This window comes from Acinetobacter sp. ANC 4654, assembly GCF_002135425.1.
Classification (GTDB): Bacteria; Pseudomonadota; Gammaproteobacteria; order Pseudomonadales; family Moraxellaceae; genus Acinetobacter; species Acinetobacter kyonggiensis.
This window is the reverse complement of record NZ_NEGL01000003.1, coordinates 300749-317696: the sequence shown is the minus strand read 5'-3', so window position 1 is coordinate 317696 and position 16948 is coordinate 300749. Positions and strand designations below refer to the sequence as shown.

Genomic DNA, 16948 nt, shown 5'->3' with positions numbered 1-16948 from the left:
CGATAAGGAAAGCTGTATGGCTGGGTTAGCTCAGACGACCATAAATAAAATTAATCAGGTCTATAATGCGTGGGGAACGAAAATTCCTGCTGAATTTACACCACGTAATGTACTCATTTTTTGTGTGATTGCCTTGCTGTGTATAGGCTCTGTCATGGTGGCATCGGCTTCGATGCCTTATGCAGACCGTTTACATGAAAATGCATTTCACTATGTGATTCGACACGGAATTTCAATTCTAGTTGCAGCAACAGCCGCATTTTTAACCTATAAAGTGTCGCTGAATATTTGGTTTAATAACACATTTCCATTGTGGTTAATGACCATCTTACTGCTTGCGGTAGTGTTAGTCGTCGGTACTGAGGTGAACGGTTCGACACGATGGATTCGTATTGCAGGATTTACTTTACAAGCCTCTGAAGTGGCGAAAGTCATGATGGCTATTTTTACTGCAGATTATGTGGTGCGAAGGGCAGAAGAGGTTCGCAATAACTTATCGGGACTCTTTCGTTTAGGGGGTGTCATGGTGATTACCGTCGGCTTAATTTTGGCTGAACCAGATTTAGGTGCCACAGCGGTGATTGTCTTGATGATTTTAGGCGTGTTCTTTTTGGCGGGTGCGCCACCCATTCAGTTCATTGGTTTCATGTTGGCGATTATTCTAGGCTTAGCAGCCGCGATTATCTTCGAGCCTTATCGTTTACAGCGTGCTTTATCTTTCACAGATCCTTGGGCTGACCCATTGGGTACAGGTTATCAGCTCTCTAACGCACTGATGGCTTTTGGGCGTGGTGAGTGGGCAGGCGTAGGCTTAGGACACAGTATTCAGAAAATGGCCTATCTTCCTGAAGCACATACTGACTTTATGTTGGCCATTTTGGGTGAAGAGTTTGGCTTCTTTGGCATTGCGACTGTTTTAGCATTGTCCTTTACCATGTTGGTCTGCTGTATCAAAATTGGTCATCGTGCCTTGCAACATCAATATTTACGCGCAGGCTATTTGGCCTATGGCATCAGTATTATTTTCTTGCTGCAAATTTTGGTGAATGCGGGTATGAATATGGGCATGCTGCCGACCAAAGGTTTGACCTTGCCATTCATTAGTTATGGTGGCTCATCTTTAATTATGTGTGCAGTCATGATCAGCCTAATTTTAAAAATTGATGCAACCACACAAAAAGCCAACCCAAGTAAAGAAGAGTCTAGCTTCTAAGTGGATTTAATTTCTTGGACTTAATGCAATCATTAAGACACTTCCCCCATTGTTCTTTCACTTTTGAAAGGATAAATGGGGGAGACCAATAATAAAAAATACTCAGTTTATTATTTTAAACAGCATATCTTGCCGTAAAAATCCCAACAAAAAACATTAAGACATTGGTTTAAAGTGAGTCTTTGAATTGGTGATGGTGGTGACTTTATAAATAAGTCCCTTCAAGTTGGGTTGTATGCGGAATAGATTGGATATCCCACTGTGCAATCGCTTGTATTAACATGTTTTTTGGGGTGTCTAAATCCACTTCAGGCTGATGTAAAGCACGAATCGCATGTTGTAATAGTTCAGATGCACGATTCAAATCGAGTGCTTGAGCCAAGTTTTGTTTAGACAGCTTTTGTCCTTGATCATTCATGGCTAAAGGCAAGTGCATATACTCAAGCTGAGGATAGCCGAGTACTGAACCCAGCCAGATCTGACGTTCCGTGTTATCCAGCAAATCTGCACCACGAACCACGTGCGTTATGCCTTGTAGATAATCATCGATAACCACAGCCAATTGGTAGTTGATAATGCCATCACGACGCTTGAGCACAAAATCACCTAAGTCCCGTTGCAAATTGGAACAGTGTATTCCTTGCAGACGATCGTTGAAACAAATCTCTTGATCCGAGACTTTCAAACGAATAGCGTGTTGGTCAAAGGGTAAATTTAACTCGCGACAAGTACCTGTATAAATATGATTGGAGCCCAACATTTTTCGGGTACATTGGCAAGCATAAACCAAATGATTTTGTTGCAGTTGATGCAGAACGGATTCGTAGAGATCTAAGCGGTCTTTCTGGAAAATGATGGTGTCATCAGGTTCGAACTGAAAGGCATCAATAGCGCGTAGGATATGCGCTTCACTGTCAGGATAAATACGCGGGATGTCGGTGTCTTCAATACGAACCAACCATGAACCCTGATGTGCTTTGGCATCGCAATAACTCGCCACAGCTGTGATGAGTGAGCCAAAATGCAGAGGGCCGGTTGGCGATGGCGCAAACCGACCTGAGTAGCGAGTTAGCGAAACATTGTTTCGCCGCTGCGCAAGAGCAAAGCTGTGCTTTGCTGAGGAATTCTCAACAGTCACAATTAACCGTTATTTTGCTTCTCTTTGATTTCTGCTAAAGTTTTGCAGTCAATACAAAGGGTTGCAGTTGGACGTGCTTCCAAACGGCGCAGACCAATTTCAATACCACACGTTTCACAGAAACCATAGTCATCATTTTTAATCGCTTCAATTGATTGCTCAATTTTACGAATTAACTTACGTTCACGATCACGTGTACGCAGTTCAATGGCAAACTCTTCTTCTTGTGTCGCACGGTCATTGACATCAGGCAATGCAGTATTTTCATCTTGCATTGTGTTCAAAGTACGATCGACTTCAGACATCAGCTCTTCTTTCCATGCCAACAGAATTTGGCGGAAATGTTCGAGCTGTCCTTCGGACATATATTCTTCATTTTTTTTCGGCTGATAAGGTGCAATACCAAATAAGCTGGCAGTAGAACCACTTTCTGACGCTTTTGGCTTGGTTTTTCGCACGCGTTTTGTAGATTTTTCATCTACAACATCAGTTTGTTCATCCAAGACTTGATTTTGGTTGTCATTCGCCATATAGGGCATTCCTCATCATATACGCATTATCTATACGCAAAAAATATGGTGATATGCAAGTGTTTTTATCCAACCCTTAGGAGATTCTCCTTCGAGGGGCATCATCATATAGGCTTTTTCGGCTTTTTGATAGTCTTTGATGCTTGGATTCCATCTATCACGTTTTCTTTTGAAGCCATAAAGTAATAGAAAAAAAGCAAAATGAAAAGTTAATAACCTGAAATTTCATTATTAATTTTTTGTTGTACGTTTTCTGCACGATAAATTTTAGTTTTTAATTCGCCATTTGCTTGCAAATGTAGAACACGAAAACCCGGTGCTTCTTCATCAAGTGCAAAATCATCACTGAAAGGTTTGAACTGAACGCAAGTTGAAGGGGTGGAAAAAAATTGAATATTACGCCATTCATTTAGGGAGTCTTGATGGACATGACCACAGATAACGGCTTTCACATTGTGATATTTGGCTAAAAGGTCAGTTAAGTTTTCAGTATTTTTTAGCTTATGTTGATCGATCCATTTTGATTTCATGTCGAAAGGATGATGATGACATGCAACAATCACAAATTGCTGTTGGAATTTAGATAAAATTTGATCCAGTTGTTGGAGTTGCTCTTGTTCAATCCAGCCATCTACTTTGCCACGCACAGCGCTATTGAGCAGCACAATGCTCCATTTGCCAAAATGAATGGCATGAACTTGATTTTGATTCTGATAAAACGGGAAATGATCAATATTGTCATGATTACCCGGAATTTGATAAAACGGGGTGCCGAAGTGTTGCATAAAGGCCAAATAGCGCGCATAGGTTTCTTGCACGGGCACTTGTGCTAAATCACCCGTATGCACGATTGCATCAATATGAGGATATTGCTGCTGAATGTGCTGCATGACGGCATGAAAGCTCTGTTCAGGATTCATATGCACAAATTCTAAATCATCCTGATCCATGAGATGTGTATCTGAAATTTGAACGATGGTCCAGTCACGCTGGTCGTTATAGTTCGGGGATAAAGTCATGTCTGACTCCTTAGACATTCCTTGTAGTTTTAATATGTTGTTGCAACCATTGCAATGCCATAATGACCGGTGCATTTTTTAAGCGACCATTGGTCAGCAAATTTTTAATTTCATCATAGTCAATCAGATGTAACTGAATATTTTCCCCTTCATCGGGCATGCCAAATATGCCACCTTCTTGAGGAAGCTCAGCTTGTGCGCTATATAAATGGAACAGTTCGGAGCAAGCACCAGCAGAGGGATAAAAGCTAAATAAATGCTGTAATTGATCAACTTCACACCCCGATTCTTCTAAACTTTCACGGCGGATACAGCTTTCAGGTGATTCATCACCATCTAACACACCGGCAATAATTTCCAGTTGCCACGGTGAATCGACATCATCCATTGCACCGACACGGAATTGTTCAATTAAGGCAAATTTCTGTTGGCGATCATTATAAATAAGGACGCCAGCAGCTTCAGGTCGATGAACCAGTTCACGTTGAATCACTGAGGTAAATTCAGTTTGATCAAATAAACGATGTTTGAGATTGACTTTTTCAACCTGAATGAAGCCACGAAAAAGAAACTCGCGTGACTGAATTTTGACTTGGTCGCTGTTATATGTTGCTTGTTGAATAATATTCATATAACTCAGTCAGGATGAAAAGCGTACATTCATCCTAACTGAGAATCTCATCAAAATAAAAGATTTTTTGTCAAATTACAGTTTGTGGTACAATTTTTGACCATGTTCTTGGTAGGTGGTTTTCATGGCATTGAATCCAGCTTCAATCTCGGCACTTGTTTCGGGTATAGCTGCTGTATTACTTTGATTTTTCGCATAATCTCGCACGTTTTGCGTGATTTTCATCGAACAAAATTTAGGCCCACACATGGAACAAAAATGTGCCGATTTATGGGCTTCTTTTGGCATGGTTTCATCGTGCATGCTGCGTGCTGTATCAGGATCAAGACTTAAATTGAATTGGTCTTCCCAACGGAACTCAAAGCGTGCTTTAGATAAAGCATTATCACGGACTTGTGAACCTGGATGACCTTTAGCCAAATCTGCTGCGTGAGCGGCAATTTTATAGGTGATGATGCCATCTTTGACATCTTTCTTATTTGGTAAGCCCAAATGTTCTTTCGGGGTCACGTAGCACAGCATTGCAGTACCATACCAACCAATCATGGCAGCACCAATAGCTGAGGTAATATGGTCATAACCCGGAGCAATGTCTGTGGTTAACGGGCCAAGGGTGTAGAACGGTGCTTCTTGGCAAACTTCAAGCTGTAGATCCATATTTTCTTTAATCATATGCATCGGCACATGTCCCGGACCTTCAATCATCACTTGCACATCGTGTTCCCATGCACGATGGGTCAATTCACCCAGCGTTTTTAACTCACTGAATTGTGCTTCATCATTGGCATCTTGAATACACCCCGGACGTAAACCATCACCTAAACTGAAAGACACGTCATAGGCTTTCATAATTTCGCAGATTTCATCGAAATGGGTATAGAGGAAGTTTTCTTCATGATGTGCGAGACACCACTGTGCCATGATCGATCCACCACGTGACACAATGCCGGTTAAACGGTTTGCAGTCAGCGGTACATATCTTAAAAGTACACCTGCATGAATGGTGAAGTAATCGACACCTTGTTCGGCCTGTTCAATCAGCGTGTCTTTAAAAATTTCCCAAGTCAGATCTTCAGCGACACCATCGACTTTTTCCAAAGCTTGATAAATGGGAACCGTACCAATCGGAACAGGCGAGTTACGAATAATCCATTCACGGGTTTCATGGATATTTTTACCTGTTGATAAATCCATGATGGTGTCTGCGCCCCAACGGGTTGCCCACGTCATTTTCGCCACTTCTTCATCAATGCTAGAACCCAATGCAGAGTTACCAATATTGGCATTGATTTTGACCAAGAAATTACGCCCAATAATCATTGGTTCAATTTCAGGATGGTTAATGTTGGCCGGAATAATTGCACGACCTTCAGCAATTTCCTGACGTACAAATTCAGGCGTGATTTCGGTGAGGTTTTTCGCGCCAAAGTTTTGACCTACGTGTTGGCGTGCATCGACACCATCCAGTTGACGTTGGTTTTCACGAATCGCAATATATTCCATTTCAGGGGTAATGATGCCCTGACGTGCATAGTGCATTTGGCTGACGTTTTTGCCTGCTTTGGCACGACGTGGTTTTTGAATATGCGCAAAGCGAATTTCGGCGGTACGAATATCTTTTAAACGCTCTTGTCCAAAGGCAGAGGTCAAAGTATTTAAACGTTCAGTATCGTCACGTTCTGCAATCCAGCTTTCACGCACATTGGGCAAACCTTTGTTGAGGTCAATGGCAACTTTAGCGTCGGTATACACGCCTGAAGTGTCATAGACCAGAATATCAGGATTGTGCTCACCGCCTAAACCCGTTGGGGTATCTGTGAGTTCAATGGCACGCATCGGCACTTGAATATCGGCACGAGAACCTTGGATATAGACTTTTTTTGAAGCCGGTAAAATACGGGTGAGATCTTTGGAGTCTTGCTCATGTTGAGCAGAAATATCTGTTGCAGATAGATTCGTTAATTGGTTCATTGCAATGATCCTTATGAATGACATCAACGAATCAAGCACGACCAAAAACGTGGCAGACTTATCTTAGCTTTTCATTCAAGCTGAATTGAAAAATAGATAAATTGAGGGCTTAAGTTTTTAGATGGCTTGATTCCTACGCAGGTCTTAACCTGATCAGGTTCAACGGTACTCAGCATTAAATTGAATGTATCAACTTTGCTGATCTCAGCGAGTAATTACTCGCGCTCCGTCAAGCGATGGACAAATATTAACACGCCTACCCACTAAAAAACATTCACATTAAATATCGCTTTTACTGTGTATTCGATATATTCAGGTGAAAGATTACTTTAGAGGCAGACAGCATCACTAAAGCAGTCACGTATTTTTGCGTGATTGGCATTTTTTAAGCCCAAATATTGTGCTAATTGTTTTTCGGTAAGTAAATTTTTAGACTGCGATGATTGTTCTTGTACACTCAGCTGAACAGGTATTTGTTTTAAACGCTGCTGTTCAGATAATTGTAGAAATTGCAGGAACTTTTTCGCTTGAAGCGCTAAATACGAATTTTTGATCTGCGCTAATTTTTCAATTTCATCTAAAGAACTGCTTTGCACGGTATCTTGATCTAGATAGTTGTCAGAGACAGGTGAATTTTTTGTTCCTATAAATAAAAACACGCTATATATCTGCAAAAGATACTCTGCATCTTTACGATAGCTGCTTTTAGGGTATTGATTTAAATATTCTTCCCAAAATAAAGCGCGTGTTGCAATCTCATGCGGTTCAATCATTAAGGTTTTTTCGACAAACACCGGCATCATATTTTGTGTCGCCAAATTTTCAATAAAGACCTGTTCTGCCTGTGGCATATAGGGTGCAAAGATTTTGGCTAAATATTCAGGACTACGACGATAATTCAACCTTCCCTTACCTGCATCAAACAGCTCAATATATGCTTGCCCTTTATGTTTGAGTAAGTATTGATCACGTAAAGAGAGTTGTTCAAAATGGTTTTGTTGAACAGTCGGATGCTGGGCTAAGTCAAAAGCATATGCTTCGAAAGCAGATTGTTGTGGCGGTGTTCTATTGACCGTTAAAAAGTTTTTATACATTTGATTGGATAGGGTTAAAAAATGCTTTTGTTCATCGGAGGTTGATAGCGGCAAGCATAATTTTAAATCTTGATTAATTTGTTCTAAAGCAAAAGTGGTTCGTTCCGAGTTAATGTTGAGTATTTCACTTTCAATACTTTTACATAATAAAGATAAATCAACAGGTTCGTCTTGTTGCGATTGTTTTTCGGCTTGTTCCAGAATAGGCTGTGGTTCAGGTTTTTGACACCCGAGCAAAAGTATAAAAATGACAAAAGCAAAGTAAGGTTTTACAGAGCAAAATTTATTAAAAGGTACAGTCATTCTATATCAGGATACATGCGAAAATGATTTTGGAAAATAAGAGGTTATTTTATCGCTGAAAAGTATTTTTTCTGTGTAGTCTTGTGAAGGAGTTTGGTTACGCGTTGTGATCAGCAAGCGATATTTTGTCAATTAACCCCTATCACAGGAATGGATTGTAAAAAGCCATAACAACAAATGAAAAAATGGTTGGTCGAGAATTCGTTCCAATAAGCTCGCTAAATATTCAGGCTATTGTCATAAAAGTTTCATATTAGATATGATTTAATATTAAACAAAATTTCTCATCCTAAAAGTGCTGTTGTGGAGTGCGCCCCTTGCCAAATAATCCGGTGTTGAATCACCATATTTCATCGCAATTTAATGAAGATTTGCAGGATGTAAATACCAAGTTTATGACCATGGGAGGCTTAGTTGAACAGCAAGTTGCCAATGGGATTCATGCTTTATTGGATACCGATGCCAGTTTAGCGATTGATGTACAATTTCAAGACAATATCGTGAATCGCTTAGAGACTGAAATTGATGAAGCCTTAACCCTGATTTTGGCACGTCGTCATCCAGCAGCGATTGATTTACGTATGGTCATTGCCATGTCGAAAGCCAATACCGACTTAGAACGGATTGGCGATGAAGCGGCAAAAATTGCCCGTATTGCGCAAAATTTATGTGAAGAGGGCAGTTCACCACGCGGCTATATGGAAACCCGTCATATTGGTAATCAAGTACGCGTTATGATTCATGATGCCTTAGATGCCTTTGCCCGTTTAGATGTCGATCAGGCTTTACGTGTGCTTCTTGCAGATGCCGATATTGACCGTGAATATCAATCGGCAACACGCACATTAATGACCTATATGATTGAAGATCCACGTCATATTTCACGCGTGATTAATGTGTTATGGGTGCTACGTTCTTTAGAACGTATTGGTGACCATGCACGGAATATTTCTGAACAAGTGATTTATATGGTGAAAGGTTTAGATGTGCGCCATACCAGTGTGAAAGAAATTGAAGAGAAAGTTCAAGAGCGTTAATGGATATATTCTTTGCTTAAAAGCCTCAAAATAAATTGAGGCTTTTTTATGCCTTGGAATGCCAAGAAAATCTAGAGAGAGGAGTGTCTGACCTCTACAAAAATGAACATTTCACGTGTTTATTTTAGTGCGATAAATTTTTGAGGGAAATGAGTTTTGCACTATCCATTTTGCTGTTGAATACAGAACAGGTTCCCCATTGACGTTCAGCAAGGGGCAATTTTATTTAAGGCGCAACAAAAGACTCAAAATAAAGGCAAAAAAAAGCTCATGCATAGGCACAAGCTTTTCCTCTGAGAATGTCACTCAAATGGTCATGGAATCCAATCGGTGACATAAAGAATAATAATCATATTATGAGAAATTGATCAGTAATACAATAAATATCGCATTAGATTTATTCTTGCATCATTGGATACTGATTTAACTATTTTTGAGTTGCTTAAAAATCTTCATTTTTAGACAATTCAGTAAATTTTTTCTCAATCAATGCGGCATTTTCTTTCAAAATTTCAATTAATTTTTGTAAGTTTACAAATTCAAAGCGATTTTTTGATGCCAATAGGGTTAATGCTAATGGCGGTTCTTTGCTTGAGAATTTAATGGGAATAGATAAGCCTGCAATATTTGGATCTAATTCACCATTCGAGAAATAAAAACCTTGTTTTTTAATTTGCTTCATTTTGAGTAAAAATTCAGCTTCATTCTCAGCAAAGTTAACTTCAGCAAGTTCAACCGAGAAGCGCTGGTAATAGTCCAAAATCCCTTGTTTCGGTAAGTGTGAAATAATCACTTTTGGTGATGAACCGACAAATACAGGACGCGGGCAACCTCGACCATAAGACAGTAAAGTGACATCTTTAAACAATTCATGATGAAGGTCGATACATGAATCATGGTTTAAATGCGTGAGTAGGCAACAAAGTTCAGTACGTTCCACAATTTGCTGCATAAAAGGGATGCTAATTTGTACCAAAGGATCGGTCGTTCGAGAGATGTAATCCAACACTGCAATTTTAGAACCCAGTGTATAGTCCCCTGAAGTGCCACTTAAGCGTTGCAGTAATTCTGCTGAAACCAGTTCTTTTAAATATCGGTAGCTGGTGGGTTTAGACAGTCCTAATTCTTCACTAATGATATCGACATTAATGATAGGGCGAGGCACCGAAAACAGATCCAAAACAGTGAGAATCTTACCAAAACTAGAAAGTGCCATAAGTACCTGCTTGGTCAAAGCATAAAAAAGAAAATAAAAATTAGGATTACTTTATAACAAAAAAGTAAGCAAAAGCGCGCTTTTGTTGTGACCATACTGTATTTGTCAGTATTTAATTTACTTTTTATTCAATATGAGAAATTTAATGCTGAGAAATTGAAAAGTTTGATATTATTTTAATTGTATTATCACAATAAGATATTGTATTTGACTTATTTTGATTTTTTTGAAAAAATAACCAGAATAAATATCCAATGCTGAATTTTTAGCCTGATTCTGATTGGCGGTTTTTCCTCATTTATTTCGTATAAATAACGCGCTGCGAAAGTTCCTCTATTCATTTTGAATGACGATTATTTCTGATGACATGCTTAGCTACATGTGTTTTTTGCACGATTTATCCAAAGGGTAGATCGTGTTTTTTAGTCATCATCTAAAAATGAGTGCGGGGAACTGTTCAACCTGAATCTGAGATAAGCCCATGCTGCTAATCAAACCCTTACTCGCTTTTCGACCCAGTAAATTGGATTGGATTTTTGCGACTAAAACTTTTGTGGCAGGCATGTTGGCGCTTTATATCGCATTTTCTTTAAATTTGGCTTATCCGATTTGGGCGATTGGTACCGTATTTGTGATTGCTAACCCATATTCTGGCATGACTTCATCTAAAAGTATTTATCGGCTATTGGGGACATTATTAGGCGCAATCGTGTCAATTGCGGTGACGCCATTTTTAATCAATACCCCCGTATTATTTACCTTATTTTTGGCCAGTTGGGTCGGTTTCTGTCTGTATATTTCAATGTTAGACAGAACACCGCGCAGTTATGTTTCGATGTTGGCGGGCTATACCACAGTCATTATTTGCTACAACATCGTTTATTATGCTGACACGGTGTCTATCTTTGATATGGCACTTGGGCGCTTTTTGGAGATTACTCTCGGGGTGGTGTGCAGTGCAATTGTCACCACCACCATTTTTCCGATGCATATTGGACCTGCGGTGCAAAGCCGTGTTGCAAAAACCATTCAGGATGTTCATGCATTATTTGATCAGATTTTACTGGATCAGAAACAGTTGGAGAATTACAACCAATTGTTGGGCAATATTACCCGAGATGCTTCAGAGATCCATGTGTTGGCCGTGCATTTGTCCTATGAGAAATCGAACCTTCAGGGCATGACGAAACCCCTTCAGGAAATGTTGCACCAATTGACGATGCTGGTGGCAAATTTGGTGGCCATGTCCGAACGAATGAAGCAGTTAGATCAAATTGAGATGACATACCGTGAAAATCTGAAAGCGGTACATGCGCATATTGCAGAGTTTTTGCACGATCATCATGAAATCAAAGCACAAGAATTAAATTTTTTACCCAGTCAGTTTGAATCCGATTTTGCTGCTTTAGTGGCATCCGCACCTTTTGAACAACAGCTCATTTTAAATGCCTTAAAGATGGATATTCGGCACTTTATTCAAAATGTGCGTGCGGTGAAATTGATTTGGCAACGCATTCAGCAAGGGGATGATGCCTTGCCAGAAAGTATGACGCCTTTAACCACAACCTATCCGAGTTTGCACCGTGATCATGGGGTGGCCGTGCGCGGTGGAGTTTCCGCATTTTTAATCATTTTAATTGCGACTGCATTTTGGATTTTAAGTGGTTGGAAAGCTGGATTTATGTTGGCGGAAATGGCCGCGATCAGTGCCTGTATTTTGACAGCAATGGATAATCCTGTCCCTGCATTGAAACTGTTTATCCGAGCCAATATTTATTCTGCTGTTGTAGTGTTTATTTATGCTTACGGTATTTTTCCACATGTGACAACTTTTTGGGAGTTGGCCTTAGTGCTGGCACCCTTTAGCATATTTTGCCTGATGTTGTTTCCACATCCGCCATTAGCAGGATTGGGTTTGCCTCTATTGATGGGAGTCGTTATGGGGCTGAACTTGCAGAATCATTATATGTTGGATCAAATTGCATTTTTTGATGCCTCTATTGGTGCGGTCATTGGTCTGATGATTTCTGTGTATATCATTCACATTGTTCGCGCCATGTCCCCAGATATAACGGTGCAACGTATTTTGGCCTTACATTATAAAGCCGTCAGAACTGCCTTGTATTTGCCTTATGGGGCTGATTTTAAAAAGCATTTGCGCAGTATGTTAGATCGGATTGGGGTGTTGAACAGTAAAGCAGTCCAGTCTGAACATCTTAAAAATGACATCAATTGGGCACTCATTGAAACCAGTGCAGTGATTGATTTAACCCGTTTACAAGAGTTAATTCACAAACTGCCAGAGCAAGACTCGATTGTCTCTGATATTGAAGATTTACAGCAGTCTTTAGATGACTATTTTCAAGCCAAAGAAATGCAGCGAGTCCATGCCGATATTTTACAAAATTTGTTGCAGCGTCTTGCTGTGGTTTGCTCTGCAACGGATGACGTGGAAAATCGGGATATTGCACAGCGTTTGAAGATTTCACTGAACAATATCCGCCGCAGTTTATGTCATCAAACTGGTTCACAGATGGCTGAACACGAAAAATGGGTAGGGATATAAGGATGGGCGAACTTAATCTTTATGGGGTTTACGTCCCGATACTGTTAATTCAAAGCATTCTTGCTTATATCCTGCTGCAAATCGTGATGATGGCAACAGATCGACTGGTTGATCAGGGCTGGATTGCATGGCCGAGCATCTTTAATTTATGCCTTTATGTGGTGCTGATTTTTCTGCTGCATGGGTTGTTTATTTTATGCGGTATCTAAGATGAAGATCAATATGATTCAAATTGAAATGAATGAGGTAAAGCGGATATGAGATCTTTTGATTTACGTAAAATAATTCGCCCGATTGTTTTGCTGGTCATGGCGCTCATGGCAATTTTTGCTGTGATTCATATCTGGAATTATTATAATTCTGAACCGTGGACTCGTGATGGTCGTGTGCGTGGTGATGTGATTCAGGTGTCTTCCGATGTTTCAGGCTTAGTAACAGATGTTTTGGTGCAAGATAACCAAAGCGTTAAAAAAGGACAGGTGCTGTTTAAAATAGATGTCGCACGTCAAGCATTGGATGTGGAACAAGCGAAATCTGATTTGAGCAAAGCCAAAGCGAGCTTAGCCGCAGCTGAGGCGAGTTTAGTGCAAGCCAAAGCCAATGTGATTGCATCCCAAGCGAGTAGTATGCTGGCCGAGAAAAATGCCAATCGTTATGCCAATTTAATGGAGGGTGCAATTTCTAAACAAGAACAAGATCAAATGTTTACAGCACGAGATCAATCGCATGCAGAACATGAACAAATGCAAGCAGCAACAGCGCAGGCGCAAGCGAATATCAAGCAACAACAAGCCTTGATTGACGTTGCAAGCAGTCAATTGCATATGGCGCAGTTAAATTTACATCGTTCTGAAGTGATTGCCCCAGCAGATGGAACCTTATCCAATTTTGAACTTCGGGTTGGCAATTATGTCAAAGTTGGGCAAGCGGTAGCGGCATTATTAGACCGTAAACAGTTGTACATCGTGGGTTATTTTGAAGAAACCAAACTCGATAAAATTTATGTTGGCGCACCTGCCACCATTCAGATGATGGGTGATGCTGAAAAATTAAAAGGCCATGTACAAGGTATTGCTTCAGGTATTGAGGATCGGGAGCGGACTACGACTTCAGGACTTTTGGCCAATGTAAATCCAACCTTTAGTTGGGTACGTTTGGCACAACGTGTACCAGTCAAAATTGTATTAGATGAAATGCCGCACAATCAATTGGCATTTGTGGCAGGGCGCACGGCAACCATCCATATTGAAAAACCCATCCAATAATCGACTTGTTTTTAATAGCTATAAATAAAAAGCCATTCGATTTGAATGGCTTTTTTGACACAATATTGTCTGGAATGGTTTCAATGATTGAGTAAATCAGGGCGTAACGCCTTCAGGGGTTCGATACCAACTTGCAATAAAAAGCGCAGCGGCAATACTATCCGCAGCTAACTTTTTACCTCGACCTTGCGCTTGATAATGATCCAACTCATCACGTGCTTCACGTGTGGTTAAACGCTCATCTACCATTAATGTTTCAATATTGGTTTGATGGCGCAAACGACGCGCAAACTTGCGTGAGCGTGCAGAAAGTTCAGACTCCGTATCATCCATATTTAACGGTAAACCCACTAAAAATAAAGTCGGTTGATACTGTTTCACAATCTTCAGTAATTCATCCCAGTTCGGAATACCATCTTTCATGGGAAACAGCGCAAGCGGATTGGCACTTTCAATCATGGATTGACCCACCGCTATACCCATTTTTTGTGTACCAAAATCAAAGGCCATAATCATGTAGGGTTTTGATAAATCAGGCATGTCCAATCTCTGATGAAAGCCAAGTTCGGTCTACACCCATTTTTTTATAGGCAGCATCCAAACGGTCACCATAAGGTAAATTAAAAATTAAATCCATATCGGAATCGCAGATCAGCCAAGCACCACGTGCCATTTCTTGTTCCAGTTGGTTTTTACTCCAACTGGCATAACCTAAGGCAATTTGGTAACGTCCAACGCCTTCATTGTGTGCAATGGCATCTAAAATATCTTTAGATGTGGTAATACACACATTTTCACCGACAGCAATTGATGAGTGCCATGTTGGCTGACCTGTATGCAGGACAAATCCAGCTTCAGGGCGTAAAGGCCCGCCTTGCAATACATCATGAGGATGAACATGATCCGCTTCGATTTCAAGGTCATTCAAGAGTTCTTTGATTGAAAGACCAGACGGGCGGTTAATAATGATACCTTGAGCGCCTTCTTCATCATGTCGTGCCAAATAAATAACGGTATTGGCAAAAAAATCATCGGCTAAATCAGGAGGCGCAATTAGACAGCGATGTGTCAGATATTGTTTAGTCATCTATGCCATTCCCCCTTAAAATTAAAAAGCTGATTAAAGTAATAATATTCTTCTGTTTAACTTACTAAACTAATTGAGTTTCGCCAATCATTTTTTGTGATTTAATCGACAAAATTAGACCTGCTGAAACTTAAGCTGACGTAATTGCTTGGCATGTTGTAGCGTAGTGTCATTAATTTCGACACCGCCCGTCATACGTGCCAGCTCATCAATCCGTTGTTCTTCCGTGAGGTTAATAATGGCACTGCTGGCAGGATCGGTTTGACGTTTTTTAACCAATAAATGCTGATCAGATTGGGCAGCAACTTGTGCTTGATGGGTGATACATAAAATTTGCACATGTTGAGCTAAGTCTGCCAATAAACGCCCGACCATTTCTGCGGTTCCGCCACTGATTCCGACATCAATTTCATCAAAAACTAAAACTTCAGATTCGGTTTTTTCTGCATTCATCACCTGCATGACCAATGCAATACGGGAAAGTTCACCACCTGATGCGACACGTGCCAACGGTTGCGCGGGAATGCCTTTATTTGCGGTGAACAGCAATTGAATAAAGCTAAACCCTTCGGCTGTTGCTTGTTCTAAGGGTTCAAATTTGAATTCGAAATAGGCTTCAGGCAAAGCCAATTGTTTGACTTGTTCGGTCAGTTTTTTTGCCAAAGGTAGTGCTGCTGCACGGCGAATCTCATCTAAGTGCTGTGCTTTAGCCAAAAAATCTTGCTGAGATAAGGCAACCTGTTCAGCTAAAGTTTCAGGATCTTCTAGCTGATGCAGTTGTTCAAGCTCCGTTTGCCAAGTTTGATAATCCTGTTTTAGCTGTTCAGGCTGGGTTCGATATTTACGTGCTAAACGATGAAAGATTTCGAGTTGTGCATTCAGCTCTTCGACACGCTCAGGATTGAAGCTTTGACGATCAATAAATTGGCGTAAATTCGCTGTTGCATCCTCAATTTCACTTTGTGCATTGAGTAGTGAATTATAAATTTCAGACAGTTGTTCGCTACGACCTGCATGTGATTCTAAACGGCGAATAATTGAAGAGACTTCTTGGGTGATGTTTTGCTCAGCATCATCCAAGGCAGCTAAACTATAGCTACAATCTTGCATGATATGTTCATGATGGCTTAAACGGTCGAATTCTTGCTCAATTTCTTTATAATCAATTGGGGTAATTTCTTCGAGTTCTTCAAGCTGTAAGGCTAAAGTTTCGATCCGTTGTTGTCGTGTCGCCTGTGCATCTAAGGCAGCTTGATGCTGACGAATGTCTTTTTGCCATGTGCTATAGGCCTCTCGGACAGCCTGTGCAGGTTGGTAAAAGTTGCTGTAACGATCCAGCCAATGCTTCGGGTAGGGTGGTTCGAGCAATTGCTGCTGACTGTGCTGACTATACAGTTGTACCAGTAAACGTCCAATTTCTTTTAATTCAGACAGACTACTTGGGCGACCATTAATCCACGCTTTGCTACGACCTGTAGCAAAAATGACCCGTCTTAAATGAATTTCACCAGATTCATCATCTAGCTCATGGCTTTTTAACCATTCGGCTTCAGGGCTATGTGCTTGATAGCTAAAAATGGCGGTGACATCGGCTTTATCATGACCAAAACGGACGTAATTGGTGTCTGTGCGTTCGCCTAAACATGCCGAGAGGGCATCTAATAATAAAGATTTACCTGCACCTGTTTCACCCGTCAGGACATTGAAACCTTGTTCAATATCAATGGCTAAATGATCGGCTAAAGCAAAATTGATCAGAGTTAAATGTGTCAGCATAAACGCATCCGAGCTGCGAAAAGTTTTAATCTAAGATAGTGAAAATTTGTTTGGGTCACAAGATAACTTTTATTTTAAGAGGACGTAAAGCCTCATTATTTT

The 16948-nt window shown here is 40.4% G+C and carries 15 protein-coding genes and 1 riboswitch; of the genes, 5 read left to right on the top strand and 10 right to left on the bottom strand.

The genetic code is table 11. The features are described from left to right. Window positions 1-16: 16 nt before the first annotated feature. Window positions 17-1213, top strand: a complete 1197-nt coding sequence (gene ftsW, locus B9T24_RS07370; RefSeq protein WP_086165180.1) for a putative lipid II flippase FtsW — start codon at window positions 17-19, stop codon at window positions 1211-1213. A 205-nt stretch (window positions 1214-1418) separates the two neighbouring features. Here ftsW and gluQRS read toward each other — a convergent pair whose 3' ends face one another. The 6 genes from gluQRS to B9T24_RS07340 form a co-directional block, all read right to left on the bottom strand. Beyond that, entirely contained in the window at window positions 1419-2351 is a 933-nt protein-coding gene (gene gluQRS, locus B9T24_RS07365; protein WP_086165179.1) for a tRNA glutamyl-Q(34) synthetase GluQRS, read from the bottom strand. 2 nt (window positions 2352-2353) lie between these two features. Then, complete coding sequence (gene dksA, locus B9T24_RS07360; RefSeq protein ID WP_067722416.1) at window positions 2354-2881, bottom strand: RNA polymerase-binding protein DksA; 528 nt, start codon at window positions 2879-2881, stop codon at window positions 2354-2356. Between the two features lie 209 nt (window positions 2882-3090). Continuing rightward, the gene (gene cpdA, locus B9T24_RS07355) at window positions 3091-3900 is read right to left on the bottom strand and encodes a 3',5'-cyclic-AMP phosphodiesterase (protein WP_086165178.1); all 810 of its coding nucleotides are present in this window, start codon (window positions 3898-3900) and stop codon (window positions 3091-3093) included. A gap of 10 nt (window positions 3901-3910) precedes the next feature. Then, window positions 3911-4531 (bottom strand): NUDIX domain-containing protein, encoded by a 621-nt coding sequence (locus B9T24_RS07350; RefSeq protein WP_086165177.1) that lies wholly within the window; start codon window positions 4529-4531, stop codon window positions 3911-3913. Between the two features lie 75 nt (window positions 4532-4606). Next, window positions 4607-6502 carry a phosphomethylpyrimidine synthase ThiC gene (thiC, locus tag B9T24_RS07345; RefSeq protein ID WP_086165176.1) on the bottom strand — a complete coding sequence of 632 codons (1896 nt, stop codon included), beginning with the start codon at window positions 6500-6502 and terminating at the stop codon, window positions 4607-4609. Window positions 6503-6615: 113 nt separating this feature from the next. Then, window positions 6616-6741: riboswitch (TPP riboswitch) on the bottom strand. 90 nt (window positions 6742-6831) lie between these two features. Beyond that, window positions 6832-7899 (bottom strand): hypothetical protein, encoded by a 1068-nt coding sequence (locus tag B9T24_RS07340; RefSeq protein ID WP_086165175.1) that lies wholly within the window; start codon window positions 7897-7899, stop codon window positions 6832-6834. Window positions 7900-8216: 317 nt separating this feature from the next. Between B9T24_RS07340 and phoU the strand changes: the two genes are divergently transcribed. After that, window positions 8217-8936, top strand: a complete 720-nt coding sequence (phoU, locus tag B9T24_RS07335; protein ID WP_086165174.1) for a phosphate signaling complex protein PhoU — start codon at window positions 8217-8219, stop codon at window positions 8934-8936. A 442-nt stretch (window positions 8937-9378) separates the two neighbouring features. Here phoU and B9T24_RS07330 read toward each other — a convergent pair whose 3' ends face one another. Further along, window positions 9379-10152 (bottom strand): IclR family transcriptional regulator, encoded by a 774-nt coding sequence (locus tag B9T24_RS07330; RefSeq protein ID WP_086165173.1) that lies wholly within the window; start codon window positions 10150-10152, stop codon window positions 9379-9381. 481 nt (window positions 10153-10633) lie between these two features. On the opposite strand from B9T24_RS07330, the gene B9T24_RS07325 reads away from it, so the two are divergent. The 3 genes from B9T24_RS07325 to B9T24_RS07315 are packed head-to-tail and all read left to right on the top strand — an operon-like array spanning window position 10634 to window position 13983. After that, entirely contained in the window at window positions 10634-12718 is a 2085-nt protein-coding gene (locus B9T24_RS07325) for an FUSC family protein (protein ID WP_086165172.1), read from the top strand. A gap of 2 nt (window positions 12719-12720) precedes the next feature. Beyond that, window positions 12721-12927: a DUF1656 domain-containing protein gene (locus tag B9T24_RS07320; RefSeq protein WP_086165171.1), complete on the top strand. Its 207-nt coding sequence runs from the start codon at window positions 12721-12723 to the stop codon at window positions 12925-12927. Between the two features lie 48 nt (window positions 12928-12975). Then, window positions 12976-13983 carry an HlyD family secretion protein gene (locus tag B9T24_RS07315; RefSeq protein WP_086165170.1) on the top strand — a complete coding sequence of 336 codons (1008 nt, stop codon included), beginning with the start codon at window positions 12976-12978 and terminating at the stop codon, window positions 13981-13983. A gap of 96 nt (window positions 13984-14079) precedes the next feature. On the opposite strand, the gene ruvX is transcribed toward B9T24_RS07315, so the two are convergent. From ruvX to recN, 3 genes are all read right to left on the bottom strand, one after another. Then, entirely contained in the window at window positions 14080-14523 is a 444-nt protein-coding gene (gene ruvX, locus B9T24_RS07310) for a Holliday junction resolvase RuvX (protein WP_086165169.1), read from the bottom strand. After that, complete coding sequence (locus tag B9T24_RS07305) at window positions 14516-15070, bottom strand: YqgE/AlgH family protein (RefSeq protein ID WP_086165168.1); 555 nt, start codon at window positions 15068-15070, stop codon at window positions 14516-14518. Before B9T24_RS07305 ends, ruvX begins: the two co-directional genes overlap by 8 nt. A 114-nt stretch (window positions 15071-15184) precedes the next feature. Then, window positions 15185-16846, bottom strand: a complete 1662-nt coding sequence (recN, locus tag B9T24_RS07300; RefSeq protein ID WP_086165167.1) for a DNA repair protein RecN — start codon at window positions 16844-16846, stop codon at window positions 15185-15187. Window positions 16847-16948 lie beyond the last annotated feature (102 nt).

What these genes read in the sequence shown, in the direction of transcription:
- B9T24_RS07325 (WP_086165172.1), top strand. Translation starts at nt 10,634, where the DNA reads ATGCTGCTAATCAAACCCTTACTCGCTTTTCGACCCAGTAAATTGGAT.
- ruvX (WP_086165169.1), bottom strand. Translation starts at nt 14,523, where the DNA reads ATGCCTGATTTATCAAAACCCTACATGATTATGGCCTTTGATTTTGGT.
- dksA (WP_067722416.1), bottom strand. Translation starts at nt 2,881, where the DNA reads ATGGCGAATGACAACCAAAATCAAGTCTTGGATGAACAAACTGATGTT.
- B9T24_RS07350 (WP_086165177.1), bottom strand. Translation starts at nt 4,531, where the DNA reads ATGAATATTATTCAACAAGCAACATATAACAGCGACCAAGTCAAAATT.
- B9T24_RS07320 (WP_086165171.1), top strand. Translation starts at nt 12,721, where the DNA reads ATGGGCGAACTTAATCTTTATGGGGTTTACGTCCCGATACTGTTAATT.
- B9T24_RS07330 (WP_086165173.1), bottom strand. Translation starts at nt 10,152, where the DNA reads ATGGCACTTTCTAGTTTTGGTAAGATTCTCACTGTTTTGGATCTGTTT.
- thiC (WP_086165176.1), bottom strand. Translation starts at nt 6,502, where the DNA reads ATGAACCAATTAACGAATCTATCTGCAACAGATATTTCTGCTCAACAT.
- ftsW (WP_086165180.1), top strand. Translation starts at nt 17, where the DNA reads ATGGCTGGGTTAGCTCAGACGACCATAAATAAAATTAATCAGGTCTAT.
- B9T24_RS07305 (WP_086165168.1), bottom strand. Translation starts at nt 15,070, where the DNA reads ATGACTAAACAATATCTGACACATCGCTGTCTAATTGCGCCTCCTGAT.
- cpdA (WP_086165178.1), bottom strand. Translation starts at nt 3,900, where the DNA reads ATGACTTTATCCCCGAACTATAACGACCAGCGTGACTGGACCATCGTT.
- recN (WP_086165167.1), bottom strand. Translation starts at nt 16,846, where the DNA reads ATGCTGACACATTTAACTCTGATCAATTTTGCTTTAGCCGATCATTTA.
- B9T24_RS07340 (WP_086165175.1), bottom strand. Translation starts at nt 7,899, where the DNA reads ATGACTGTACCTTTTAATAAATTTTGCTCTGTAAAACCTTACTTTGCT.
- B9T24_RS07315 (WP_086165170.1), top strand. Translation starts at nt 12,976, where the DNA reads ATGAGATCTTTTGATTTACGTAAAATAATTCGCCCGATTGTTTTGCTG.